This is a genomic window from Moorena sp. SIOASIH, assembly GCF_010671925.1.
Classification (GTDB): Bacteria; Cyanobacteriota; Cyanobacteriia; order Cyanobacteriales; family Coleofasciculaceae; genus Moorena.
This window is the reverse complement of sequence record NZ_JAAHIH010000001.1, coordinates 716,121-742,643: the sequence shown is the minus strand read 5'-3', so window position 1 is coordinate 742,643 and position 26,523 is coordinate 716,121. Positions and strand designations below refer to the sequence as shown.

Sequence of the window (26,523 nt, the reverse complement as noted above, 5' to 3'; positions counted from 1 at the left end):
GCCCCACAACCGAGACCTCTGGAGCTAAAACCTTTGAGATACTACAGCTGATTAACCGATAACCAACCAAATAACCTACCCTAAAGTGGATGCCAAAGGTGAATAACCCAGTAACCTATCTGAGACTGGATGTCAATGGGGAATAACCAAATAACCTTCATCCCTAGGATCGATTGCTGAGTTCTTCACATTTTGTTACAAATGTAGAAGTAACTCTCGCAGGATGCAAGATGGTTATGTTAGGTGGCTTCACCGGTACAAATAATTCTGGCACCGACTGGGGTGAACAACTGCTCAATACTGTTGCCAGCAAGACCATTCGCCACCTGTTTACCACAAGCGAATCGGTAGATGTTTCTGTGCGCTGCTTTCCCTCTAGCAAATTGCTACAAGGTAGCATCGATAGTTTCAAAATGAGTGGTCGTGGTTTAGTGATTCGTCGGGAATTCCGGACAGAGGAGATGTCCTTTGAAACCGATGCTGTCTCTCTGGACTTCAGCTCAGTGCTTCAGGGTAAGATTTCTCTGAAACAACCTACTCAAGCGATCGCTCAAGTTATTCTTACTGAAGTTGACATCAACCAATCCTTTAAAGCACAACTAGTCAGAAAGCGGCTGGAAAACCTTTCTACACCAGGGTTAACCGCACTATCTGGTGGTGCTCCGGTTTCCTTTACTGAGGTGCAAGTGCAGCTGCAACCGAACAATGGTCTACGGTTATATGCTAAGGCTGACCTACCCAATTACGGCATAGTACCGATTAGCATGACATCTACTATCGGAGTAGAGCGGCGACGGCGGATTTTGTTTAAGGACTCCCAGTTTCAAGCTAATGAAATACCAGAGTCGTTACAAGAGATATCTAAAACCTTGACAGTAGCCCTGGATGAGATCTTGAACAACATGGTGGATCTAGACCGCTTCAACCTGGATGGTGTGACTATGCGCATCAATCGTCTAGAGACCCAAGGGAAAAAGCTAGTTTTCAGTGGCTACGCCCAAATCGATCACATCCCGAATAATCCTTGAGCGGTCAGCGGTCAGCGGTCAGCGGTCAGCGGTCAGCAGTCAGCGGTCAGCAGTCAGCGGTCAGCAGTCAGCGGTGCGCGTAGCGCATAAGCTGTTCGCGTAGCGTGGCCAAAGGCCAATAGCCACTCAAGTAGCGCATAAACTGATAGCTGATAGCTGATAGCTGATAGCTGATAGCTGATAGCTGATAGCTGATAGCTGATAGCACCTCAACTAGCACCATCTGTAGCGCATTAGCTTACAGAAAAACTCAGACAGGGGTTAAATTTCATCGGGATTAATACCCATCTGTCGTAACCGTTCTGCTAGTTGTTGAGCTCGTTGTTGAGCCAGTTCCTTCTGTTGACGTTCTTGTTCAGCTCGTTGCCGTTCTTGTTCGGCTCGTTGCCGTTCCTGTTCAGCTCGTTGGCGTTCGAGTTCGGTTCGTTCTGCGTTAGTGGCAATCCAATTCCCATCTTGATCATACCAACGTAGCCACAACCGATTCAATCCCCGATATTGCCCAAGCCATAGCCCTATACCCAATTGCAACTCAGGGATCCAAAATTGGGAATTGTCTATGGTTTGGAGTTGATAGCTGCCGCCATCTAAGTGAAAGATTTTTAATTCGTTGGTGACTCGCTCAAAGGTGATATAGTAGGGAATTGCTAAAATCTGCTCGTACACTTCCCATTTCGTCGGTGGTTCTCCCGTTCGTTCGCTGTAACCGAGGTCTTGATCCTTGGTACTGGCAGAGAGAAACTCTATCGCCACAATTGGTCTGACTTCTTCTTGCCAGATCACATAACTCATTCTCAGCTCTCGTCCCTGGTAGAATCGGGAAATCCCTACTACGGCAAACCAATCCGGTCGTTTGTACCAAGCGGTATGGTTGGGGTCATAATATAAATTTAAGTCACTGGCGACAAACACCCTTTCGCTGTCATAATTGGGAGGGCGAAATGTTTCACTACACAGTTGTGGTTGCCAAAGATGACATTCGTCAGGCAAACCCGGTTCCTCCGGATCTTCACTGGGTAAATCATACATGGTGGGCAGGGTTTCTTTGGCCGGATGAGGGAGAATAACCTGCTCAAATAAGGGTTTGGCAACAGACATGAGATTACCTCAATTTTTGTCCGACTCATGACTTTGATTTTAGCAACTGTTGCTAAGCATTTAGCCTAATGCCGTCAGCTGTCAGCCAGTAGGGAGTAGGGAGTAGGGAGTAGGGAGTAGGGAGTAGGGAACAGGAAACTTCGGATCAGGGAACTTCGGATCAGGGAACAGGAAAAAAATCCTGTGTACCTCATACTTATGAAAAACGCTGTTCCGACTCCCGATTCCCGACTCCCGATTCCCGACTCCCGATTCCCGATTCCCGACTCCCGATTCCCGACTCCCAGATCCGCTGTTCCCTACTCCCTACTCCCTACTCCCTACTCCCTTTGCTCTATAATGATAGATGAACCAAAAAACACTACCAATATCATGCTGGATTGGTTAGCAGTTTGGGGAATGTATAGTTCTGGTGGCTATCTCGCCAAAGATGTGATTAGTCCCTTGGCCAAAGAAGCTCTAGAAGACTACACGAAAGATTTTTTCAAAGAGTCTATCAAAGAGTATACCGGACTATCGGATCAAAATATCCAGAAAAAACTCTTGGGTAAAGCCTTAAAAGAATTTATGGCTTTAGTGGAAGAAGAATTGGAAGATGCTGATTTATCTAAGCAAGAATTAAAACAGTATAGTAAACCTCTCAAGCAGTTTATTAGACATAAATCCATTAAAGCTATCCTGGGCAGTGCGTTAAAGTATGGCTGTGTTCGCGTAGCGTGGCCAACGGCCAAGGAATAGATACCGATATATTAGCGAAGACTTAGATTGAGCTTGACTTATTAGAATTACCGGAAGGATTTGATTGGCACTATGTACTATATTGGTAAAAACTATCTTAAGAAAGTAAAAAAGAAGAACAATAATAAAGTAAAAAATATTATTCGGGAATCCGATAAGTTACGGCCTATCCGAGATTCCCAAACCTTGGAAGCGATCGCAGAAAACACTAAACCAGAAATTACCCCAGATGTTGACTTAAGGAAATATCAGGAAGCACTCCTAGAGAGCTACGGTAATGTCAAATTGGATAGTTTTGATACTAGTGGCTGTGCTTATAATGAACTAAAACTCTGGAATATATTTATCCCCCAAAATGTGCGAGAGGTTCATGACTTGATGCCAGAGGCGATTCATGAACTGCCTAAGGATGATTATCGAAAACTTCGAGAGAGTGGTCAACTAGATCAGAAAATTGACCAAGAGGAGTTGAAACGAGCTAAAGAGGTTTATTATCAACAGCCAATTCAATCCATATTGGATGTGATCAAGAACTCTCAAGGCTATCGCTATTTGGTGGTTTTAGGAGACCCAGGCTCTGGTAAATCTACGTTGCTCCAGTATTTAGCATTGGAGTGGGCAAGAACCGATCTAACTACTGAACGTTCTCTACGGATTCCGTTACTGATTGACTTACCCACTTATATCCGGAATCGCGATAGTGGACAGTGTCAGAATTTCTTGGAATTCTGCCATCAAAGTAGTGGAGCGATATGTCATCTGAATCAAAATAAACTTGATGATCAGTTAAAGGCTGGTAAAGTATTAGTGATGTTTGATGGCTTGGATGAAGTGTTTGAGCCAGGGAAACGAGAAGATGTGATTACTGATATTCATCGCTTTACGAATAAGTATCCTAAGGTAAGAGTAATTGTGACATCTCGGGTAATTGGTTATAAACCCCAACGGCTACGGGATGCTGAATTTCGTCATGTTATGCTCCAAGACTTGGAGTCGGAACAAATTCAAACGTTTATCGAGCAGTGGCATGAGTTAACCTATACTGATCAAGCCGATAAAGTTAGGAAACAGGAGCGCTTACAAAAAGCCATTAAGACATGCTCTCGGATTCGACAACTGGCGCAAAATCCCCTATTACTAACGATGATGGCAATCCTGAACCACAATCAAGAATTGCCTCGTGACCGCTCTGAACTCTATAACCAATCTTCTCGCTTACTGCTCCATCAATGGGATGTGGAACTAGCATTACTAGAAGATAATCCTGTTGACCCAAAGACGATTGATTATCAAGATAAGCAACAGATATTGGGAAAAGTGGCAGATTTCATGCAGGGTAATCAAGCCGGATTAGCGGGAAATCTGATTAGTGGGGAAGATTTAGAAAGAATTATCAAAGAGGAGCTGAAATTACGGGAGATTACTAATCCTAAAGCTGTTGCTAAGGTAATGATTAATCAGTTGTGTACCCGCAATTTTATCTTTTGTTTAATGGGAGCAGATTACTACGCTTTTGTGCATCGGACATTTTTGGAATATTTCTGTGCTCGGGAATTTGTCAGGAAATTTGAGAAAAAGCAGGAGATTTCCCTAGCACAGTTGAAAACTGAGGTATTTGGTAAGCACTGGCGAGATGAATATTGGCATGAAGCGCTGCAGTTGATTGTGGGCATGATTGATTCTAAGAAAGGTGGAGAGATTATTGAGTATTTGATGGCACAAGGTGGAGTAGAGGATGAGTTTAAGAATTTATTTCTGGCAGGGGATTGTTTATCTGAGGTTAGGAATCGGTATGAGATTAAATCAACGAATATTGGATTACTGAATCGCGTCAAAGACTTAATTCATTATGATCTAAATTATACTGATAAAAAGTATAGAGATGAGGCCAACTTAGTCCGTGATCTTCGCACTAAAGCTGTTGTAGCAGTAGCCACCCATTGGCAAGACCACCGAGATACCTTAGCCCTACTTAAAAAATTGGCTCGCTCTGATACTGATTTGTGGGTGCGAGTTAGAGCAATTGAACAGTTAGCTAAAAGTTGCAAAGACCACCCAGATACCTTAGCCCTACTTAAAAAATTGGCTCGCTCTGATACTGATTTGTGGGTGCGAGCTACAGCAATTGAACAGTTAGCTAAAGGTTACAAAGACCACCCAGATACCTTAGCCCTACTTCAAGAATTGGCTCGCTCTGATACTGATTTGTGGGTGCGATGTAGAGCAATTGAACAGTTAGTTCAAGGTTACAAAGACCACAAAGAGACCTTAGCCATACTTAAACAATCGGCTCGCTGTGATACTGATTCGGAGGTGCGAGTTAGAGCAATTGAACAGTTAGCTCAAGGTTACAAAGACCACCAATATACCTTAGCCCTACTTGAACAATCGGCTCGCTGTGATACTGATTCGGAGGTGCGAGTTAGAGCAATTGAAGAGTTAGTTAAAGCTTACAAAGACCACATAGATACCTTAGACATACTTCAAGAATTGGCTCGCTCTGATACTGATTCGTGGGTGCGAGCTACAGCAATTGAACAGTTAGTTAAAGCTTACAAAGACCACCGAGATACCTTAGCCTTACTTCAAGAATTGGCTCGCTGTGATACTGATTGGCAGGTGCGAGTTAGAGCAATTGAACAGTTAGCTAAAGGTTACAAAGACCACCAAGATACCTTAGCCATACTTCAAGAATTGGCTCGGTCTAATACTGATTCGGATGTCCGATGTAAAGCAATTGAACAGTTAGCTAAAGCTTACAAAGACCACCAAGATACCTTAGCCCTAATTCAACAATGGGCTCGCTCTGATTATGATTCGTGGGTACGAATTACAGCAATTCAACAGTTAGCTAAAGCTTACAAAGACCACCGAGATACCTTAGCCCTACTTCAACAATGGGCTTGCTCTGATTCTGATACTGATTCGTGGGTACGAGTTACAGCAATTAAACAGTTAGCTAAAGCTTACAAAGACCACCCAGATACCTTAGCCCTACTTCAACGATGGGCTCGCTCTGATACTGATTCGAGTGTGCGAGTTACAGCAATTGAACAGTTAGCTAAAGGTTACCAAGACCACCAAGATACCTTAGCCCTACTTCAACAATGGGCTCGCTGTGATACTGATTGGCAGGTGCGAGTTACAGCAATTGAACAGTTAGCTAAAGGTTACCAAGACCACCAAGATACCTTGGCCCTACTTCAAGAATCGGCTCGCTGTGATACTGATTCGGATGTGCGATGTACAGCAATTAAACATTTAGCTCAAGGTTGGAAAGACCAGCCTTGGTTATTTGAATTTTTATGGGATGGCACTCTCCATGAACCCTTTGAGGGTAAGGAAGACTGGGATGACAATCCTCGACAAGTAGCTCTTAATGCCATCCTGGAATATTATCCTAAGCATTCCGAAACCCGATCCTTATTACAGGATAGAGCAAAGCATGACCCCGATCCTGAACTGCGGAAGTTTGCTAAGGAGAATTTAGAATGAAGAATTTAGAATGAAGAATTTAGAATTTAGAATTTAGAATTTAAAATTAAGGCGTAGGGTGTGTTAGGGACGGGCTCGCCAAGACGCAAGCCATAGCAAGTGTTAGGTTGCTGCCCGTAACGCACCACCGCGTCAAATAGCATGCATTGAGATGCACCGGGCTCGCCCTCATGTTATGCGTAGCCAGTGTTGAGACAGTCCGTCCCGTAACGCACCATCAGGTCAAACTGATTGCCTTTCGTCTATAATGATAGATAAAGCAAAAAACAACTACCAATAAGATGCTGGATTGGTTAGCAGTTTGGGGAATTTATAGTGCCGGTGGCTATCTGGCCAAAGAAGTAATTGGTCCGTTGGCCAAAGGCGCTCTAGAAGACTACACTAAAGAGTTTTTCAAAGAGTCTATCAAAGAGTATACCGGACTATCGGATCAAACTACCCAGAAAAAACTCTTCGGTAAAGCCTTAAAAGAATTCGTGGCTTTAGTGGAAGAAGAGTTGGAAGATGCTGATTTATCTAAGCAAGACGTAAAACAGTATACTAAACCCCTCAAGCAATATATTAAACATAAATCCATTAAAGCTATCCTGGGCAGTGCCTTTAAGTATGGCTGTAAACGAATAGATACCGAAAAATTAGATAAGACTTGGATTGAGCTTGACTTATTAGCATTACCGGAAGGATTTGATTGGCACTATATTGGTAAACGGTATCTCAAGGAAGTAAGAACGATTATTCAGGAATCCGATGATTTACGGCCTATCCAAGATTCCCAAACTTTGGAAGCGATCGCAGAAAACACTAAACCAGGAATTACCCCAGATTTTGACTTAAGGGAATATCAAGAAGCACTCCTAGAGAGCTACGGTAATGTCAAATTAGATAGTTTAGATACCAGTGGCTGTGCCTATAATGAACTAAAACTATGGAAAATATTTATCCCTCAAAATGTGCGAGAGGTTCATGACTTGATGCCAGAGGCGATTCATGAACTGCCTAAGGATTATTATCAAAAACTGCGAGAGAGTGGTCAACTAGATCAGGAAATTGACCAAAAGGAGTTGCAACGAGCTAAAAAGGATTATTATCAACAGCCGATAAAATCCGTATTGGATGTGATTAAGGACTCTCAAGACTATCGGTATTTGGTGGTTTTAGGAGACCCAGGCTCTGGTAAATCTACCTTGCTGCAATATTTAGCATTAAATTGGGCAAGAACCGATCTAACTACTGAACCTTCTCTACGGATTCCGTTACTGATTGAATTACGCACTTATATCCGGAATCGCGATAACGGACAGTGTAATAGTTTCTTGGAATTCTGCCATCAAAGCAGTGGAGCGATATGTCATCTGAATCAACATCACCTTGATCAGCAGTTAAAAGATGGTAAGGCATTAGTGATGTTTGATGGCTTGGATGAAGTGTTTGAGCCAGGGAAACGAGAGGATGTAATTACGGATATTCATCGCTTTACGAATAAGTATCCTAAGGTACGAGTAATTGTAACATCTCGGGTAATTGGTTATAAACCCCAACGGCTACGGGATGCTGAATTTCGTCATGTTATGCTCCAAGACTTGGACTCAGAACAAATTCAAACCTTTATCGAGCAGTGGCATGAGTTAACCTTTACTGATCAAGGGGATAAAGTTAGGAAACGGGAGCGCTTACAAAACGCAATTGAGACATCCTCCCCGATTCGACAACTGGCGCAAAATCCCCTATTACTAACCATGATGGCAATCCTGAATCGCAATCAAGAATTGCCTCGTGACCGCTCTGAACTCTATAACCAATCGTCTCGATTACTGCTCCATCAATGGGATGTAGAACGAGCATTACTAGAAGATAATCGTGTTGACCCGAAGACTATTGATTATCAAGATAAGCAACAGATGCTAGGAAAAGTAGCAGATTTCATGCAGGGCAATCAAGCCGGATTAGCGGGAAATCTGATTAGTGGCGAGGATTTAGAAACAATTATCAAAAAGGAGCTTAAATTACGGGAAATTAATGACCCGAGAACCGTTGCTAAGGTAATGATTAATCAGTTGCGCACCCGCAATTTTATCTTGTGTTTCATGGGAGCCGATTATTACGCCTTTGTGCATCGGACATTTTTGGAATATTTCTGTGCCTGGGAATTTGTCAGGAAATTTGAGAAAAAACAGGAGATTGACCTAGAACAGTTGAAAAATGAAGTATTTGGTCAGCACTGGCGGGATGAATCTTGGCATGAAGTGCTGAGGTTGATTGTAGGAATGATTGATTCTAAGAAAGCTGGCGAGATTATTGATTATTTGATGGCACAAGATGGAGAAGGATATAAGTTTAATAATTTATTTCTGGCAGCGAATTGTTTGTCTGAGGTTAGGAATCGCTATGAGATTAAATTAACGGATACTCGATTACTGAATCGGGTCAAAGACTTAATTCATTATGATCAAAATAGAAAAAGATTCAGTGATAGTGATATTCGCGCTAAAGCTGTTGTAGCAGTAGCAACCCATTGGCAAGACCATGGAGATACCTTAGCCCTACTTCAAAAATGGGCTCGATCTGATCCTGATTTGTCGGTGCGAGGTAAAGCAATTGAACAGTTAGCTCAAGGTTACAAAGACCACCCAGATACCTTAGCCCTACTTCAAGAATGGGCTCGCTCTGATCCTGATTGGAATGTGCGAGGTAAAGCAATTGAACAGTTAGCTCAAGGTTACCAAGACCATCAAGATACCTTAGCTCTACTTCAAGCATCGGCTCGCTCTGATACTGATTTGGATGTGCGAGTTACAGCAATTGGACAGTTAGCTCAAGGTTGGCCAGACCACCCAGATACCTTAGCCTTATTTCAAGAATCCGCTCGCTCTGATAAAGATTGGTATGTGCGATGTAGAGTAATTGAAAAGTTAGCTCAAGGTTACAAAGACCACCGAGATACCTTAGCCCTACTTCAACAATCGGCTCGCTCTGATAAAAATTTGACTGTGCGAGGTACAGCAATTGAACAGTTAGCTCAAGGTTGGCAGGATCAGCCTTGGTTATTTAAATTTTTATGCGATCGCACTCTCCATGACCGCTTTGAACGTAAGCAAAACTGGATAATAGACAATCCTCGACAAGTAGCCCTTAAGGCCATCCTCGAATATTATCCTAACCATTCCCAAACCCGATTCTTATTGCAGGATAGAGCAGAGCATGACTCGGATCCTGAACTGCGGGAGTTTGCTCAGGAGCAATTAGAATAGTGAATTAAGAATTAAGAATTGAGAATTGAGAATTGGGAATTGCAAATTTCTAATTTAGAAGTTATAATTTGTAATTATTATGCATTCTCCCTACATTCTACATTCTACATTCTTAATTCTTAATTCTCCATTCTTACGACAACCGATTAATCTCATCCACACTCAACCCCGTATACTGAGCAATATCCTTCAGGGGTAATCCTGCTGCCTTCATCTGTTTAGCAACCTGTTCTATACCTTGTTGTCTACCTTGTTCGAGACTTTCTTGAATCAAGGTTTGATTAACACTATACATATCCCGGTAGACTTTGAGGCTATCCTGATACAGGCCTTGCTCCTCGGAGGAAAAGTTGGCAATCTCAGCTACTTCAAACAGCTGAGCAAACACATCCTCTTGCAAGGGTTCAGGGGGAGCATTACATTGGGCAAGATGCCTGAATAAAAATAACCACTTGTCAAAATGGGTTTCTAGTTGATCAACAGATTTAGTAAATTTCGGTAGCTCGACATAGATGAATTTCAACTTATCGTAGAACACTTCACACCGCTGATTTTTTAGCTCTACCACATGCAACAGTTCTGAATCCTGCTTATGGTCATTAAAAATGAAATCTAAAATACCAACGGTGTAGACTGCCTTTAGCTTATAATTCCAATCTCCCTGTTGCGCCTGTTCTTGGATGGGGAAAGTGGAATAGTAAACACTCCGGTCTTTGAAGAAATTTTGTTTTGCCTTTTGCATTTCCACAATGAAGCGTTCACCGGTTGTGCTCTGACAATAAATATCGAAAATCGCTCTTCTATCCACTAAAGTGTTACCCAAAAACTCGGGATTCTTAATAGTGACATCCTGAATCTGATGGTGGGGAGGCAACAGCGTATTCAAGAAATCGATCAACAGTGCCTTGTTGGGCTCAGTGCCAAAGACGCGCTTAAAACCGAAATCCGTGAGCAGGTCAATGTATTTATCGGGTAAGGGGAAAACCATAGTTTAGAAGTTAGAAGTTAGAAGTTAGAAGTTAGAAGTTAGAAGTTAGAAGTTAGAAGTTATAGTTGGAAATTTAGAATGAAGAATTTAGAATTCTGCCTTCTTCATTCTTCATTCTAAATTCTAAGTTCTACATGCTTAATTCTCCCTTCGAGAACAATCGCTCCAATAACGGTTTCGGAATTGTCTCAAAATCCTCCAATAAAAAATCCATAATGGCCAGATGGCGCAAGTGACCAGCAGTGGGAGGGTAACAGCGACGACTGGTGTTAAACCAGCCGTTAACGGTTTGAACGGAACAGGAGCAGATCAAGGCCATATCTTCCCTCGTCAAGTCCCACTTCTGGTAGAACCGTTGCGGTGTCATGCCCAATTCCCAGTAACTGTACAGTCGGATTAGGATTTGCTCGCGCTCGGTGATGGGGTAGGGATAGCAATTTTCCTCCTGAGACTCCCTCTGGGCAAGCTGTGCAAGCTGCTCAAGACGCTCTATCGCTTCGTGGTAATCGATGGGAAGATAAACAAATCGTTTTTTTCGCATTATTATAGAATTACCTCAATTGTAATTGGGTAGAAAGCCGCGCTTGGCGCTTGGTCGGCAGAAAGCGCGGCTTTTTTTTCATGATTATAGTATAATCATTGGGTAACTTTATTGTCAACCTAAAACCAAAAAAAGTCAAGGCAATTTGTAAAATGTGTAATAATTAGTTACAATTCAAGGGTTAGAATGGTTACTGGTTTAGCTAATAGCTGGAATTTGGAACACATAATTATAAATTTACCCTGTAAAAAAAACAAATTTGTAAGCATTCAGCCGTCAGCCGTTGGCCGTAGGCCACGCTACGCGAACAGCCGTGAGCTAAAGGCTCACGCTACTTGAGGTGCTTTTTGGCACAGGCTTCTACGCTGGGACTTCACTCAGATTAAACCAATGCTTACTTGTTGTCTTGATGCAATAGCGAGTGGGGGAAACCCCCTGTTCCCTTGCTGCATCGCTTATTCAAAAGCTGAGAGCTGAGAGCTGTTCGCGTTCGCGAAGCGTGGCCAAAGGCCAAGCGTGCGCGTAGCGCTTAAGCTGATAGCTGAGAGCTGATAGCTGAGAGCTGAATACTTACACAAATTTAGATGATATGTTTTATACAACATTCGGGGTTTAAAAGCTAATATTGAAGCGATATCCTATTAATTTAAATTAACTCATCTTGAGCTTATGCCTGATTTATTGCCAGGATTTGGTATAACAAAAGCTACACAAAACTTAAATAATATTATTTTTGATTGCAAAATATAAAAGGTATTATTGGATAGGAGTTTAACTTTTACCTAATCAGATACGCTCGATTTATAGTAGAGGATAGACAATAGAAATCGACACCCCTGAAGTTACTGGGGGATTGTAGAAAACTATTTCGTCTTATATTCCCTTCCAGACCGGAAGCGAGAATCCTCCCCGCAAGTAGGTAGCACTAGTTGACATGGGTCTTGAAGAGGTATAACGTTGTTAAACAAATTTAGTTTTGTTCAAGTTTTTAGGAGCGGTTGGGGAGAGGTTCATTGAAGTCACGTTATTTGATGTTGTTGACAAAGTTAATTATCAGGAATAAAAACTAGATGAAATTAGAAAAAACTAACAAACAACTTGATTTAAATAAACAAAAAAGAGACTATACAATAGAAGTTGTCGATCATCAATATATTCTCAATCGCTGGAAAGAGATAAAAGCCATTTTATATCGAGTTTTTGGAGATTCAAACTTTAATGACAACTTTTTGAGGACTCGTCCAGCAGAACATACTTTCAAAAATATTACCGACCCTTATCAAGAAGGTTTAGTGCATATTATCGCACTAGATTTATGTGAAAATATCTTGGGTGCATTTTTTGTAATTCCATCTTATAAACCAGAAGGTAAAGAAGACTGCGATCTAGGATGGATGTTTACAATTGAATTATATCCAAAATTCCGCCATGAGATAATGAGTGCTATTATTGATAAAGTACATGAAGTCACTAAAAATGCGGGCTTTGAAAAAATAATTACCGAAATGGGCACAGAAGCGGGCGCGAAATTTTTGGCAAAGAAATATGGTTATATTCATACACCTACTAAAAATAAATTTAATCGATGGACGAAAGAATTGAATTGATGAATATAAGACAAACAATAGAACTTTTACAAAATAAATATTCAAGAGTATTAATTTAATATATGAGCGACCAATATATGAACGACCAATATCATAAACTTGCCCAATTTTATGATGATTTTGTTCAAAAGAATAGGAACTACCATAAAATTGCCACTGAACTTGCTAAACTCATAGGAGAGGCTAGAGATATCTTAGATATAGGGATAGGTACGGGTATAGTTGTAGAACATTTACTGCAAATTCAACCCGCTTACAAAATTACTGGAATTGATACCAGTGAATCTCTATTAGAACAGGCGGAGAATAAATTAGGAAAAACAGTTGATTTACATTGTCAAAATGTCTCCGAACTTGATCTGGGTAAACAGTTCGATGTTGTGTATTCCCGTGGGGGTGCTTGGACATTTGTTAACGATCAAGTTGAAACAATGCTCGCCAGCCATATTTTAGGTTTAACGGAGATTCAAAAAAGTTTTGATCGGGTTGCAAAACATCTCAAACCAGACGGTCTATTGATTATTAGTTCATCTAATGCCTATGGTGATAACTTGGTAGAATTGGAAAATGGAATTGTTCATAAGAGAATTGCTCATACTGAAGGAAACGAAGATGAACGTTATACGATTCTCGATTATCTTTTCTATCAAAATGAAAAATTATTGGCAGAACAAAAACTAAAACTAAGATTAATCAGCTATCAAACTACAACAACGATGCTTAGTCAAGCCAACTTTGTAGAAGAAAGTATCAAAGCTGAAACATATTTCATCTACCGAAAAATTTAAAGCTGATCTTTCTATAATCATGCAGAATAAAAAACTTTCCCAGGATAGACCCTCTATTCCCCCATACGATTATCATCCCCATCCTTATGTAGGACTTTCAAAACAACAAGTTATTGATTTAAGACAACAATATGTGAACCCAGTGGTTGACACTTACTATCAGCAACCGCTCATGATTGTTGAGGGTTCGATGCAATATGTGTTCGATGAAACGGGAAAACGCTATTTAGATGGTTTTGCTGGAATTGCGACAATCAGTGTGGGTCATTGCCATCCTCATGTGGTTAAAGCTGTACAAGAACAATCAGCAAAATTGCAACACGCGACGACACTTTATCTACACCCCACTATTTCTCAATATAGCAAAATGTTAGTAGATAAAATGCCCGATCATTTATCAATGGTTTATTTTGTTAATTCGGGTTCAGAAGCGAATGATTTAGCAATGCTGATGGCGAGGGTTTATACGGAAAATTTTGATATCATTACCCTCCAGAATGGATATCATGGTATGAGTGGTAATTCCATGGGATTAACATCTCATAGTACTTGGAAATATCATACTCCTCATAATTTTGGTATTCATCATGCTATGAATGCCGATGTTTACAGAGGTGCTTGGAATAACCATGAAAATAATGTTGCTGATAAATATGCAAATGAAGTTAAGAATCTAATTCAATATGCAACCTCTGGCAAGATTGCTGGTTTTATTGCAGAGTCTATTCAAGGAGTAGGGGGAACAATTGTTTATCCAGATGGCTACCTCAAAAAAGTCTATGATTATGTTCATCAAGCAGATGGATTATTTATTGCGGATGAAGTACAAACTGGATTTTGTAGAACGGGTAAAGCTTTTTGGGGTTTTGAACTTCACGATGTCAAACCTGATATTGTCACCTTAGCTAAGGGTATTGGTAATGGAGTACCTCTTGCTGCTGTGGTGACAACACCGGAAATTGCCCAAGCATTTACTCAAAAGCTCCACTTTAATACATTTGCGGGTAACCCTGTTTCTTGTGCAGCAGGTAAAGCAGTTTTAGAGACAATTGAAAGGGACAATATACAACAAAATTGTGCCATAGTTGGGGATTATTTACTCAAATCTATTCAGCATTTACAAGAAACCCATGAATGTATTGGTGATGTTCGTGGTTGCGGACTAATGATTGGTGTTGATTTAGTTAAAAATCGTCAAACAAAAGAGCCAAACTCTGAGCTGGTTGCCCAAATTCATGAACTATCCAAAAATTTAGGACTACTCATTGGTAAAGGTGGTTTACATCGTAATGTTATACGTATTAAACCACCCCTTTGTATTACAAAAGCAGATGTTGATTTTATTATTCAAGTTTTGGATTTTGCTTTGAATTTTTATGAAGAATAAGACAGCAGTTGTCACAGCGATTTCAAATTCGTTGAAGTACTTTCGTTCTGGGTTTTAGGGAGCATCGAAGCAGGTAATAGGGAGTAGTATAAAAGAAATCCCAAGAGTTTTTGATGTTATGATAAATCAGCAAGATTGTTCATTCTATATTTAGAATTGCTATAAAACTCAATCCCAATTTGTGATAATATTAGAGGCTACTTGCAGCTATTTCCTGCTGATAGCTGTTCGCGTAGCGTGCGCGTAGCGCATAAGCTGATAGCTGAATACTTACCACTGTTCCCTGTTCCCTGTTCCCGACTCCCTAATTAATGAAGCGCTTCCCTAACCAAAATCACAGTACTATCTACACCCCGTGCGATCGCTTCGGGAATATTCCCATTAATCACCTGCTGCAATAATCCCTCTCGACTAGCTCCGATCACGACTACATCATACTTTTGAGCATTTACTAAACGAATCAAAGCCTCAGAAACAGAATAGGAACGGATCGCAATTGGTAGCACATCACAAATACCTTTGACTTGCTGTTGGAGGAAATAGGTAGCTTTTTCTAAGCTAGTCATTACAGGTTCCCCAGCTTGAGGGTTAAAAACCTGAGCTACTACGATTTGCTCTGCTTTAGCAAGGGTTGCTAGTATCGGAATTAATTGTAGGGCACGGCTAGAGTTGGGTCCACCAGCAATGGGGATTAACCAACGCTTCCAGGTCTTAGCTAGTGAACCGTACTTAGCAGATTTAACATGATCTACTACTTCCTTGCCTTGGGGTAATTTCAGCAAGACTAAATCACAGGGAGCTTGTCGAATCAAGGTATCAATAATATTACCAAAAATCTGATTAGGACTATTAGATGGTCCTCCTTTCCATCCCATCAAAATCAGATTAATATGTCGTTGTTTAATAGTTTCTAGAATTGCTTGAGCGGTATCGTGGGATATCCGGATTTGGGTGTGAACTGGCATTTCCCACCGTCGCCCTAGCCTTTCCGCTTGCCTTAGCAATCTGCGACTTTTAGTAGTATCAACTGCTGTCTGAGCAGGACTATTGCTGCGGGAGATAGGTATTACCTGCAAACACTCAAGTTCATAGTCGCGATCGCGGCCAATAGCAGTAGCTATTTCCAACAATACTGGTGCTGATTGGGGATTAGCTAGGGGAACCAACATCCGTCCACTGCCGGTAGCTGGAGCGCGAGTATAATACACGCCATAGGAGGGATCAGGACTTGGTCCTAGTTGCTCTTTTTCCCCACTAAGTTGGTTAGCTTCAGCACGAATAATATCACTAAAGGTAATGATTCCAACTAACTTCCTGTTTTCTAGAACAGGTAAGCGATTGAGGTGATAACGATTAAGAATGTATAGAACGTGGCTTAAGGTGTCATTGTGTCTAACTGTTATCGGTTGTGGAGTCATCACCTCTTTGATAGGGGTATTCCCTGGCAGTCGGTCTCGGTTCTTGGCAATATCTTCTTGAGTAATTATCCCGACCAATTTACCGTGAGCAACTACTGGAAAGCCCCGATGACTAGAGTTACTAAAGGTCTGAATGGCTTGATCTAAAGTCATCTGACTCCCTAGGGTTTCTACCCGGCGCTGCATGATGTCAGATGCTTTCAAACCAGCTAAAGTTCTTTTGTCCACCTTTACTTTAGGCAAGCTGTAGCCTTTCCTATCCAACAAACGTTGATAGAGAGACCCTTTGGCTAATTGATCGGCAACTAGGTAGGAAACCACACAGGTGATCATTAACGGTAGGACTAAATTAAAGTCCGTTGTCATCTCAAACACGATCACAATGGCGGTGATGGGTACCTTAGAAACGGCACTAAAAAATGCTCCCATCCCTGCCAAGGCGTAGGTAATCGGAGAACCTAATCCGAGCAGGTGATACTCACCGATGCCAACTAAATAGCCTAATGCGGAACCCAAAACTAGGGAAGGATGAAATAACCCCCCTGGTGCTCCAGAACCATAGGCAATTATGGTTAGTAAGAAGTAGATTACAAAAGCGAGGCAAGTAAATTCCCAGCCGACATGACCAGTGAGCAACAACTCCCGCAAACCACTGTTGTTATGGAACTCATCCGGTAGCAGTGCTACAATACACCCACCAAGCATCCCAGCTATACCAATCCGCAATGGTAAGCTGAGCTTGAGGCGGTCGTAAAAATTCAGACTGGAGAGAATTCCCTGATTAAACAAAGCTGCTAGCAATCCAGCCAACACCCCCAACAATAAATAGAAGGGAATCTCAAGAGCGGAAAAGGTGCTGGAAAAATTGCTTAGTTCCCGATTCAGCTCTAGGGTACCTCCACCCAAGAGCCGGGAAACCACCGCACCAATAAAGGATGCTAGAATAGCACTACCCAGAGTTATACTAGATAAATCTGGTAACAGTTCCTCAAAGATAAAGGCTACACTAGCCAGGGGAGCATTAAACCCAGCGGCTAATCCAGCCCCAGCCCCAGCAGCAATCATTTGACGTCGGTGATCAGGAGAGGTGGGTACCCAGCGAGTCAATTGAGCTGCCAAAGCTGCCCCAATATGAACGGTTGGGCCTTGCCGTCCCATGGTCATTCCCGCCGCCAGAGATAGGATAGTACTGACCAACTTGACCGCAGCCACCCGTAAATTCATCGCGATAGGAAACCGAGCAAGGGCACCTTTGATCTGAGGTACGCCACTACCTGTTGCTTCTGATGCTACAAACTCAATCAGGAATCCGCACAGTAATCCTAAGCAGAGTCCAAAAGCGGGTAGGGCAAAGCTAGGGGGTAGGATTAGAGCCGCTTGAAGTCGCCAACTCCCTAACCAGCCAATACTTTGTTTGAGTAATACTGCTGAGAGTCCTGAGACGAATCCAATCAGACAGGCTTCGGCAAGGGCAAGACTTCTTTTAGGGATCAGCCATTGGGTAATGGGATTGATCATTGATTGATCATGGGTTAATTTTCATTATTGATTCTTCCTAGGTACTTTGTAAATACCAGGAGAATTTCTGTAGTTACAACTGTTAAGTCCTAATCAATGATTCTGCGGGAAGTTTCCGGTTTTTCGTCAAGTTTATCTGGTATAATTCCCTTAACAGCCACAGAAGCTTGAGATTTGGGAGTCTCAGATAAAGACTCCAGAAGCAATAATCGAGCTGAGAGTCATTGAAGTATCAAACAACACTTAAGTTGTTCTGTAGTAAATGCATTGACTGTAAGCAAAAGCGCTTTTGGGATTTTCCTGCAAAGCCAAAAGAGATACCTCCTCGTCAATTGTTAATTGACGTGCTATACACGGATTCCAGCATCTGCCGGGAATTACCGGGTTAAATGTATCTGACGCACTAATGACTAGAGGTTACCGATAGTCCTTCCACAATTAGAGAGGGTGTGTAGATGCTATCCTGCCAGTCAGCATCATCACCCAGTAGTACTAATTGCTTAAGGGTATTGTAGACATTCCCAGCTACCATGGTGTCTTTGACTCTACCAATAATCTTTCCTTGTTGCACTCGATACCCTAACTCAACATTGACGGAAAAGTCACCGGAGATGCCAGCACTACCGCCAAGAATCTGGTCTATGACTAATCCTTGGTCTAATTGTCGAATTAAGTCATTGAGTGACCCTTGGCCTGGTTTAATCAGTAAGTTGACTAGATCAGGGGTTGGGTAGCTGCCTAGGCTAGGGCGAAATCCATTGCCAGTTGTACCAGTTCCCAGTAAGCGACCGGTAGTGCGATCGCAAAAAAACTGTTGCAATTGCCCTTCACTGATAAATACTAGGGATTGGGTAGGGGTGCCTTCATCATCAAAGGGGCAACTGTAGGGAAATTCAGGATTGGGTTGTTGAAACAGGGTCAGGTTTTTTGAGGTAACCACCTGACCTAGACTATCACTCCAGGGGGTGGCTTTTTCAAGTACCCGTTTTCCATTTAAAGCTGCTTCCACAGTGCCCCATAGCAAATCCGCTGCTTTACAGGTCAACAAAATTGGCACACGACCACTGGGAGTAGAGACATTTTCCGTTGCCCAGTTGAGGCGTTGTAAGATTTGGTCTAGGACTTTGTTGGTGTTTAGGGTTTCCTTGCTTGAAGATGGGCTTAATCGAATTTGTGTACCATCACCGACACTTAAAAAGTCTTCACCCCTGACCCATTCTACCCCAAGGAAATAACTGAGGGTTGTGTCAGTGTAAGAGCAATGTAATCCTTCAGAGTTAATTAGGCTAGTCGTTTCTGACTCCCATTCCGACTCAGCGCTACACAACACTTCTGGGTAGGCATCGCGCATTAATGCGATCGCATCCGAGCCGATTGCTACTAGTTCTTCTATCGGTATAGTTTCTGGTGAGTCGGGATAGTTAGCGCTAGGACCATCAGCCAGTTCTATGGATTCCGGTTCATTGAGTCCAGTCATGGCCATTGCCCGGTCTACTAAATCTTGGGCTGCCACTGCTCCATAGCCCACTGCTAGTCCCGGACGTCCGTCTCGCCATAACCGTAGCGCTGTCCCTTCCGATTGACTACTTTCGATTTGTTTGAGCCGATTAGCTTCAAAAAACACAGGACGAGAAAGCGTCCGCGACTGATAAACCTCTGCACTAGTCGCTCCTGATTTAGCTGCTAAGTCTAACAGTTGTTCAGCTTGCAGCTCTTGCGGTATAGTTTCAGCACTCATATTGCAAAGGGAGTAGGGAACAGGGAACAGGGAACAGGGAACAGGGAACAGGGAACAGGGAACAGGGAACAGGGAATATCCAACTTAAATGCCCAACAGCTTAGGTAGGTGATCATCTACCAATATTGCATTAATTTGCACCCCTCCAAAACGTCGAAGAATCTATATAGATATAGATATATCTGATATATCTATATATAGTTGAGATAAAAAACGAAAAAACATGAAAAGATTTTTCAGACCCTTAAAAGCGATCTTCGCATTCTTGATGGCAGTGCAGCTATTTTTGATGGTCTCCCCTGCAGCAATCGCCCAAGAGATGCCAGCCGTTATAGCTCCTGATAGCATTTGTACTCAGGATTACAACCCCTGCGGCAATAGTAGTATTTGCGCGTGCCCGGATGGATATGAATATGACGCAAATGTCGGGTATTGCTTGATCGACGACATTTATCAGGCAACTAGCCGGGGATTTGACGCTATCTCGGTTAAAAGTTCATGTTCAATTCAAGCAATACCTCTGGGTCCATGTACAAAGGATATCAATCCCCTTGGTTATCCCAGCGCGTGCCTGTGCCCGGCTATAAGCGAATACAATCAGTTATTTGGTCAGTGCGTGCTGCCATTGGCTGGGTAACACTCCAGCCTGGGGCAGCCTAGTGTAATACGAGTAATGCTGCTGGTAGCTTTGACTGGGCAGCTGCGCCAGTACTTTCAGGACCCGTAGAACAGGTTATTGTTCTACGGGTTCTTTTGTAGGGAGTAGGGAGTAGGGAGTAGGGAACCAAAATTCTCACAATTCATTTTTGCCTTTTGCCTTTTGCCTTTTGCCTTTTGCCTGTTGCCTGTTGCCTGTTGCCTTTTGCCTGTTGCCTGTTGCCTGTTGCCTGTTGCCTTTTGCCTTGTCTTATAACTCCCGGCATAGCCAAAATCCAGCAAACCGTTCTGAAGTTGGACTCGATTGTACGGCCAGAAAATGGACAAGATTAGCTTTCTGCTTTGCTTCTTCAAAGCTTTTTGCCTCTGCCAGAATTTGGGATTTGGTCAGGTTAGCGATAATCCAGCTATCATTGGCACCAGTTTCCAGTAACAACCTTGGCGTATCATCGCTAGTGTCAAGTCTGACAAAGGATAGCTCCAAGCCTGACATCCATGCGGCTAGGGGTTTGGCTCGTTGGGAAAATATAATCAGACCGGGAATGGGGGTTTCTTGGGCAATGTCCATGATCGAGACCGGGAAGGCTTCACCAAAGTCAATCTCCCACTCATTCATTTCCTCAAAGGCAGCGGCTTGTAGACTTACAACTGCCCACTTCTGTCCCTGCAAGGCATCGGGTAATGGTTTCGGGATGGGGGATTGATAACGGACAAATGAGGAAGCAGCGGCTGCGGGGTCATAGCCTGGTTGATTGGGATAAAAGTCCTCTATCCTTTGTTTTAACCATCGCTCCAAAGCATAGGTGCGACGGCTGGGTTGAGCTGGAATATTAAGCTCATTACAGGCTTTGGTAATCATATTGTTCATCTGACGCCGAAAGAAGCGAATCTTGGTTGGTGGCTGTTGAGCTTTTGCGATCGCATCTGCCAAAGCCTGCCCCAACCAAATTGAATTCACCTGCTGGTTGGGACACCAACTAGCGTATTGAAACAGTGTCTCAGGTGAGAGGTTGATGTCCAAAGGACTCTCGCAAATTAAGACTTCCCAAAGTTTCTTCTGATTTTCGTCCAAAATTGGGCGGGAGTAAAAATCGAGTTCCCAAATTGTTTCCATGCCACCATAAGATAATCTCACCCATATTTATGATACGGCTCCAAGAGCGCAATCCGTCAGCTATCAGTTATTAGCTATCAGTTATTAGCTATTAGTTATTAGCTATCAGTTATTAGCTATGAGCTATCAGCTTTCAGCTTTTGAATAAAATCAGCTGACCACTGACCACTGACCACTGACCACTGACCACTGACCGCTGACCACTGACCACTGACCACTGACCACTGACCACTGACCACTGACCACTGACTACTGATCACTGACCACTGACTACTGACCGCTGACCGCTGACCGCTGACCGCTTAATGCTTACATGTGATTAATCCGATTTCACTATATATAATTAAATCTATTCACAATTGTGAAAGTCAACAAAAAATTATGAGTAGCGATCGCACAGAGGTTTTAGCTGCCAACACAGCTTTTTATCGAGCTTTTGAGAAAAAGGACATTGAAGCCATGAGTAAGGTCTGGTCTCAAGGCACTGGTAGTCTTTGTATTCACCCTGGACGTGATGTAATCAAAGGTTGGCGGGACATTCGCTCATCTTGGGAAATGATATTTAAGAATACCCAATACCTGGAAATTGAACCAGAGATTATTGCTACTGAGGTCAGGGAGACTCTGGCCTACGTTGTAGTGCTAGAAAAAGTGTTGCAAGTGAGCAAGGGTAGAAGGATTGAGGCAGAATCCATAGCAACCAATATGTTTGAGCTTATGGCTGGCTCTTGGTATTTGGTGCATCATCACGGCAGTCCACTGATGGGCTAAACTTCACCAGTTCGACTTCCCTATTCTCTGTTACCTGTTCTCTGTTACCTGTTCCGGTGATCCGCTGTTCCCTTTGCTATAGTTGTCGTTGTTTTTTTTGGTAATGGGTAAGAGGATATCTGAAAAGTTTTTTGATATTCAATTTTGCCCCCCTAGCCCCCCAATTCTGGGGGGAACAAGAATCAATTTGCTGGTAAAAGTCCCCCAAGCGAGGGATTGCTCGCTTGGGGGACTAACGGGGGCTTGGTGTAGCAAATGAGACTTCTCAGACAACCTCTAAGGTCGAGGGAGTAATTCCAATTACTAATTACCAATTACTAATTACTAATTACCAATTACTAATTACCAATTACCAAACTAAGATCTTGCACCATTGTCATTAATCGTAGGGTGGGCAGTGCCTACCAACGCGCTTTGCAAGCTTCATTATCTGTCTGCTGCACTGCCCACCCTACATGAACCAAGCTAATTACTAATTACTAATTACCAATTACCAATTACCAAAGCGTCAATCTTGATGAATTTTTGTAAATTAGCGCCAAAGTGGCGACATCGCCATAACTTATCTAGCTAAATTATGAAAGTCCCAAAAACACAGATCATCGGAAGTCCGGTTCAATAATCATAAAGATCCCTGATGGTGGCAATTGAAAATTGGGAATTCGTCATTGGTAATTCGTAGTTTAAGATTATCCATCATCTATTACTTACAGTAAGCCAAAAATCAAAGGACTATTCTGGACGTGATTAACCGGACTTGATCTGAATTCGCCGGAAAATAGGCATGTAATATGAATTAGCGAAAATAATGAGATGCTTAATTGGTAATTGATCATTGGTAATTGGTCATTGGTAGTTGGATTACGATGCCTGATGTCCCATTGACTATTACCTATTAACAAAACCTAGTCGCAGGCAACATAGTAGCTAATTAATAGAAGTGCTTATTTTCCCCAATTGTCTACTATTGGAGATTGTAACATGAGTAACTTCTCAATTTCTGATCTGCCTCCTGCTGGTTCAGCTCTGTTTTCGGAGTCTGAAGGATTCCATGAGTTCATGAAAGATCTAACCGAAGATGAACTCAAGGGTATAGAAGGCGGCGGCAAAAAAAACAAGGGTGGCTTTTTCTTTGGCAGTAAAAGTAGCAAGGGTTTTAAAACCAGCCGGTTCAAACCCAGCCGCTCCAAATCCAGCCGGTTCAAACCCAGCCGGTTCAAACCCAGCAAAGGTGGCTTTTTCTTTCCACATCCCGGTTTCTTTCCACACAATTGTAGACCAGTGCATTAGTCCCTATAGAGTTCAGTTCCCCTGAGTAAATGGATAAAGTCCTTTTCATTACTGGGGGATAGGGATTTTAGGAGTCAGATGCTGGGGACATTTTCCTCCCAAAACTTACGCAAACCTGGGCACCAAACTCGATAACTAGTAGGGTGCGTTAATAACACACCCTACAGGTAGATTAACTGCGTAATTACTGACTCCCAAAATGCCTGACAATAACTGATGATAAGGGTTTGATACCATGTAAGCATTCAGCAGTCAGCGGTCAGCCTTCAGCTTAAAATAAACCTCGTTCGCGTAGAACAGGCTTTGGCCTTTGGCCACGCTGTGCGAACGACGCTGGGACTTAACTCAGATTAAAAGAATGCTTACCTCTTGTATTCAAAAGCACCGATTGCGCTACGCGCATTAGCTGATAGCACCTCAAGTAGCGTGCGCGTAGCGCTAATCGCTGATAGCACCTCAAGTAGCGTGCGCGTAGCGCTAATCGCTGATAGCTGATAGCTTACGATTCCATCAGCCGTGTCTAAGCAATAGTTGAGGCTATTACTGGGTTTAGCACCCGGTAATATTGAGAATTATAATGACATTTTTATTAAGCTCTCAAAACGTTTTAGATTATCTAGTTGAACAGGGGCTTTGTAAGCCAACATATCAAGATAAAATCCAGATTAAACCAATATCCTGTAAAAACTTTAATTTGCTAGTCAGTTTTTCCAATGGTCGCCATCTTTTGGTTAAACAAGAGCCTCATAATCGAGAAGGAAACACCTTAGGTGAGTTGCATAACGAATGGCGAATTCAGGAATTTTTACAAAAATTTCCAGAACTGAGCCCCATTCGTCCCCTAATATCGGAGCCAATTCATTTTGATCCCAGTTGCTCTATTATTGTTTTTAACTATCTCAATGACTATTGCGACTTAACAGATTTTTATGATCAAAAGGAGGTTTTTCCCACTGGGATCGCAGCCCAGCTCGGAGCTAGTATTGCTACAATCCATCGCACCACTCTAGACCGTCACGAATATAAAAACTTCTTTGCCTCCCATGGAAAAGAGTTCCTTGACAAAGCCCCTAACTTGCTTCATGGGCTAGAAGGAATTGGACCAGAAATTTTTGCGATATTTTGTGCAGATGGGATTGAATTCTTTAAACTTTATCAGCGCCATGAGAGCATAGGGCAAGCGATCGCAGAACTTAACAGAGCTTGGCAGCCTTGCTGTTTGACCCACAATGACCTTAAGCTCAGCAACGTTTTAGTCCAGCTTGAGTGGGAGCAAACCCTCTCAAACCACCAGCCTGAAGGTACAAATATCCTGCGAATGATTGATTGGGAGAGGTTCACTTGGTCAGATCCAGCATTTGATTTAGCTACGATTATTGCTAACTACCTAACCATTTGGCTAAGTAGCTTAACGGTTAACAGAAGTATTGATGTTCAAACTGCTTTACGCTTAGCTAAAATTCCCCTTGAGGTAATTCAACCAAGCCTTGTTGCTCTAACTAACGCTTATTTTGATTACTTTCCAGAAATACTTCAGCGTAGTCCTGATTTTTTGAAACGAGTGATACAATTTACTGGTTTTATCTTGATTGAAAAAATTCAGACAAGGATCGAGTACCGGGAAATCTTTGGTAACACAGGAGTCTGTATGGTTCAGGTGGCTAAGCGTTTGTTATGCAATCCGGACGATTCAATCCCCATTGTTTTTGGGACAACAGCCTCTCAATTAACTGGTCTTAGCCCGATTCCCGCCTAATCCCCTTTCTCTAATTGGGGGACTTTCGTGACTTTGTCCCCCCCAGATTTGGGGGGTTAGGGGGGCAAAACCAACTAAACGTCGTAAGTCCTACAAAAGGAAGGAAAAATTTGTTGCAGGCCGACACGACAATTGGTCTGAGTATTTTGAGTCCCAACTGGTTCATGATGCCATTACTAAATTCTCTGCGAAATCAACTACCTGATTCTTCTCCTGATTCTGCTGTTGCGCGAGAGCTGGATATTCTAGAAGACATCGTTAGCAACCTTCAGATTCAACCTAACTTCTGTATTAGTCATCCAGATTACAAACCTCTGGAACTTTCAGCTGAGATGCTAGACCGGGTTCAGCAACTACCTGTGGAGATCCAGAATAAGTATCTGAGCCTGCAACTGCTCAGTTTTCTGTACGACATCTATGACAACGGTTTGGATAAAGCCACAGAATCAGCCGAAGCCAATTCAACTGAGTTACCGCTTCACCCAAATTTAGAAAACAATACTGTGATGGGGCTGAACCTGGAGTTTTACCAGCAGCTGTACGAAAATAATACTGGGACTGGTTACTTTGAACCAGGTTGGTTGGTAATCAGGGAGGAGAGTGATGGCAAGTTGGCTGTACACAAGAATGGTCTGACCTTGCACATCAGACCTCAGTATTACTTACCACCAGCGGCTCAATCTGCTACTGTCGGTAGCTTAGTCACTATCCGAATGCCTCCTAATCTAGTTGAACACGGATTCTATGTCGCAGTTGGTAATGCTGGTTCAGTCAATGCTGGTCCAGTCAATCAGAAGATTGGAGATCGTGACAACCAGATAGTGAACGTCTATTTTAATCTCAGTCCCGAAGGTGCAGTTGCTGTGATGAGAGGGATCACCGAGCAACTTAATGAAATTACCATTCCCTTTACCTTTAAGGTGGTAGATGACCCCGCTAACTACGACCGCTACGATTCAGGGGTTCTCTGCTTTGAGAAGAGCAATTATGACACAGTCCATCCCATCCTTGAGAGTGTTTATGCTCAACACCAATCCCATTTTGAGATGGAAGTACCTCTATTTACCAAGCAGCTAGCACCAGGACTGGCTCTCTCAGAGGAACCAGTCCATAAATTTACGGCTGAAGAAAGTTTCGGGATGAACCGTTGGCAAATGGTTGCTAATGGCTTACTAGAAGTTTGGCAAAACGGTAACGATTCTCCCGAAGGTCGGATGAACTCTATACAACAACAGTTTTCTCAGTTTGGGATTGAGTTGCGGCGTCCCTACTTGAACGCTAACTCAGAAGATATTTATCGAAAAATTTGACACTCCCCGGTCGCCCAACTGTACTGCGTTAGC

The 26,523-nt window shown here is 42.5% G+C and carries 20 protein-coding genes; 11 read left to right on the top strand and 9 right to left on the bottom strand.

Translation table 11 applies throughout. From position 1 onward, the window contains the following. Window positions 1-173: 173 nt before the first annotated feature. On the top strand, window positions 174-1,028 hold the full coding sequence (locus F6J90_RS03305) for a DUF2993 domain-containing protein (RefSeq protein WP_366513673.1): 855 nt from the start codon (window positions 174-176) through the stop codon (window positions 1,026-1,028). A 261-nt stretch (window positions 1,029-1,289) separates the two neighbouring features. Here the strand turns inward: F6J90_RS03305 and F6J90_RS03300 are convergent, their stop codons facing one another. Continuing rightward, a complete protein-coding gene (locus F6J90_RS03300; protein ID WP_293091089.1) occupies window positions 1,290-2,126 on the bottom strand; it encodes a Uma2 family endonuclease in 837 nt (278 codons plus the stop codon). A gap of 183 nt (window positions 2,127-2,309) precedes the next feature. On the opposite strand from F6J90_RS03300, the gene F6J90_RS03295 reads away from it, so the two are divergent. The 3 genes from F6J90_RS03295 to F6J90_RS03285 all read left to right on the top strand — a co-directional run bounded on the left by F6J90_RS03295 (window position 2,310) and on the right by F6J90_RS03285 (window position 9,607). Further along, entirely contained in the window at window positions 2,310-2,864 is a 555-nt protein-coding gene (locus F6J90_RS03295) for a hypothetical protein (RefSeq protein ID WP_293091088.1), read from the top strand. A 72-nt stretch (window positions 2,865-2,936) separates the two neighbouring features. Next, a complete protein-coding gene (locus tag F6J90_RS03290; protein ID WP_293091087.1) occupies window positions 2,937-6,359 on the top strand; it encodes a HEAT repeat domain-containing protein in 3,423 nt (1,140 codons plus the stop codon). A gap of 281 nt (window positions 6,360-6,640) precedes the next feature. Next, entirely contained in the window at window positions 6,641-9,607 is a 2,967-nt protein-coding gene (locus tag F6J90_RS03285) for a HEAT repeat domain-containing protein (protein ID WP_293091086.1), read from the top strand. Window positions 9,608-9,740: 133 nt separating this feature from the next. Here the strand turns inward: F6J90_RS03285 and F6J90_RS03280 are convergent, their stop codons facing one another. Together F6J90_RS03280 and F6J90_RS03275 are read right to left on the bottom strand one after the other, a co-directional pair. After that, the gene (locus tag F6J90_RS03280) at window positions 9,741-10,595 is read right to left on the bottom strand and encodes an Rpn family recombination-promoting nuclease/putative transposase (RefSeq protein ID WP_293091085.1); all 855 of its coding nucleotides are present in this window, start codon (window positions 10,593-10,595) and stop codon (window positions 9,741-9,743) included. 130 nt (window positions 10,596-10,725) lie between these two features. Next, complete coding sequence (locus F6J90_RS03275) at window positions 10,726-11,136, bottom strand: hypothetical protein (protein ID WP_293091084.1); 411 nt, start codon at window positions 11,134-11,136, stop codon at window positions 10,726-10,728. 186 nt (window positions 11,137-11,322) lie between these two features. Here F6J90_RS03275 and F6J90_RS03270 point away from each other — a divergent pair, with 186 nt between their 5' ends. The 4 genes from F6J90_RS03270 (at window position 11,323) to F6J90_RS03255 (ending at window position 14,918) form a co-directional block, all read left to right on the top strand. Then, window positions 11,323-11,475: a hypothetical protein gene (locus tag F6J90_RS03270; RefSeq protein WP_293091083.1), complete on the top strand. Its 153-nt coding sequence runs from the start codon at window positions 11,323-11,325 to the stop codon at window positions 11,473-11,475. Window positions 11,476-12,206: 731 nt separating this feature from the next. Next, on the top strand, window positions 12,207-12,743 hold the full coding sequence (locus tag F6J90_RS03265) for a hypothetical protein (RefSeq protein WP_293091082.1): 537 nt from the start codon (window positions 12,207-12,209) through the stop codon (window positions 12,741-12,743). 62 nt (window positions 12,744-12,805) lie between these two features. Continuing rightward, window positions 12,806-13,531 (top strand): class I SAM-dependent methyltransferase, encoded by a 726-nt coding sequence (locus F6J90_RS03260; RefSeq protein WP_293091081.1) that lies wholly within the window; start codon window positions 12,806-12,808, stop codon window positions 13,529-13,531. Between the two features lie 19 nt (window positions 13,532-13,550). Beyond that, a complete protein-coding gene (locus F6J90_RS03255; RefSeq protein ID WP_293091080.1) occupies window positions 13,551-14,918 on the top strand; it encodes an aspartate aminotransferase family protein in 1,368 nt (455 codons plus the stop codon). A 308-nt stretch (window positions 14,919-15,226) separates the two neighbouring features. On the opposite strand, the gene F6J90_RS03250 is transcribed toward F6J90_RS03255, so the two are convergent. From F6J90_RS03250 to F6J90_RS03230, 5 genes are all read right to left on the bottom strand, one after another. Then, complete coding sequence (locus F6J90_RS03250; RefSeq protein ID WP_293091079.1) at window positions 15,227-17,854, bottom strand: chloride channel protein; 2,628 nt, start codon at window positions 17,852-17,854, stop codon at window positions 15,227-15,229. A gap of 403 nt (window positions 17,855-18,257) precedes the next feature. Next, a complete protein-coding gene (locus F6J90_RS03245; protein ID WP_293091078.1) occupies window positions 18,258-19,592 on the bottom strand; it encodes a TldD/PmbA family protein in 1,335 nt (444 codons plus the stop codon). Window positions 19,593-20,333: 741 nt separating this feature from the next. Continuing rightward, window positions 20,334-20,531 carry a hypothetical protein gene (locus F6J90_RS03240; RefSeq protein WP_293091077.1) on the bottom strand — a complete coding sequence of 66 codons (198 nt, stop codon included), beginning with the start codon at window positions 20,529-20,531 and terminating at the stop codon, window positions 20,334-20,336. Next, a complete protein-coding gene (locus F6J90_RS03235; RefSeq protein WP_293091840.1) occupies window positions 20,500-21,363 on the bottom strand; it encodes a Tab2/Atab2 family RNA-binding protein in 864 nt (287 codons plus the stop codon). Before F6J90_RS03235 ends, F6J90_RS03240 begins: the two co-directional genes overlap by 32 nt. Before the next feature lie 116 nt (window positions 21,364-21,479). Further along, the gene (locus F6J90_RS03230) at window positions 21,480-21,623 is read right to left on the bottom strand and encodes a hypothetical protein (protein ID WP_293091076.1); all 144 of its coding nucleotides are present in this window, start codon (window positions 21,621-21,623) and stop codon (window positions 21,480-21,482) included. A 121-nt stretch (window positions 21,624-21,744) separates the two neighbouring features. Here F6J90_RS03230 and F6J90_RS03225 point away from each other — a divergent pair, with 121 nt between their 5' ends. Beyond that, window positions 21,745-22,134 carry a nuclear transport factor 2 family protein gene (locus tag F6J90_RS03225; protein ID WP_293091075.1) on the top strand — a complete coding sequence of 130 codons (390 nt, stop codon included), beginning with the start codon at window positions 21,745-21,747 and terminating at the stop codon, window positions 22,132-22,134. Window positions 22,135-23,202: 1,068 nt separating this feature from the next. Here the strand turns inward: F6J90_RS03225 and F6J90_RS03220 are convergent. Then, window positions 23,203-23,385 (bottom strand): hypothetical protein, encoded by a 183-nt coding sequence (locus F6J90_RS03220; RefSeq protein ID WP_293091074.1) that lies wholly within the window; start codon window positions 23,383-23,385, stop codon window positions 23,203-23,205. 616 nt (window positions 23,386-24,001) lie between these two features. Here F6J90_RS03220 and F6J90_RS03215 point away from each other — a divergent pair. Both F6J90_RS03215 and F6J90_RS03210 read left to right on the top strand, forming a co-directional pair. Continuing rightward, entirely contained in the window at window positions 24,002-25,180 is a 1,179-nt protein-coding gene (locus F6J90_RS03215; protein WP_293091073.1) for a phosphotransferase, read from the top strand. Window positions 25,181-25,293: 113 nt separating this feature from the next. After that, on the top strand, window positions 25,294-26,490 hold the full coding sequence (locus F6J90_RS03210; RefSeq protein ID WP_366513672.1) for a T3SS effector HopA1 family protein: 1,197 nt from the start codon (window positions 25,294-25,296) through the stop codon (window positions 26,488-26,490). The last annotated feature ends 33 nt before the right edge of the window (window positions 26,491-26,523 follow it).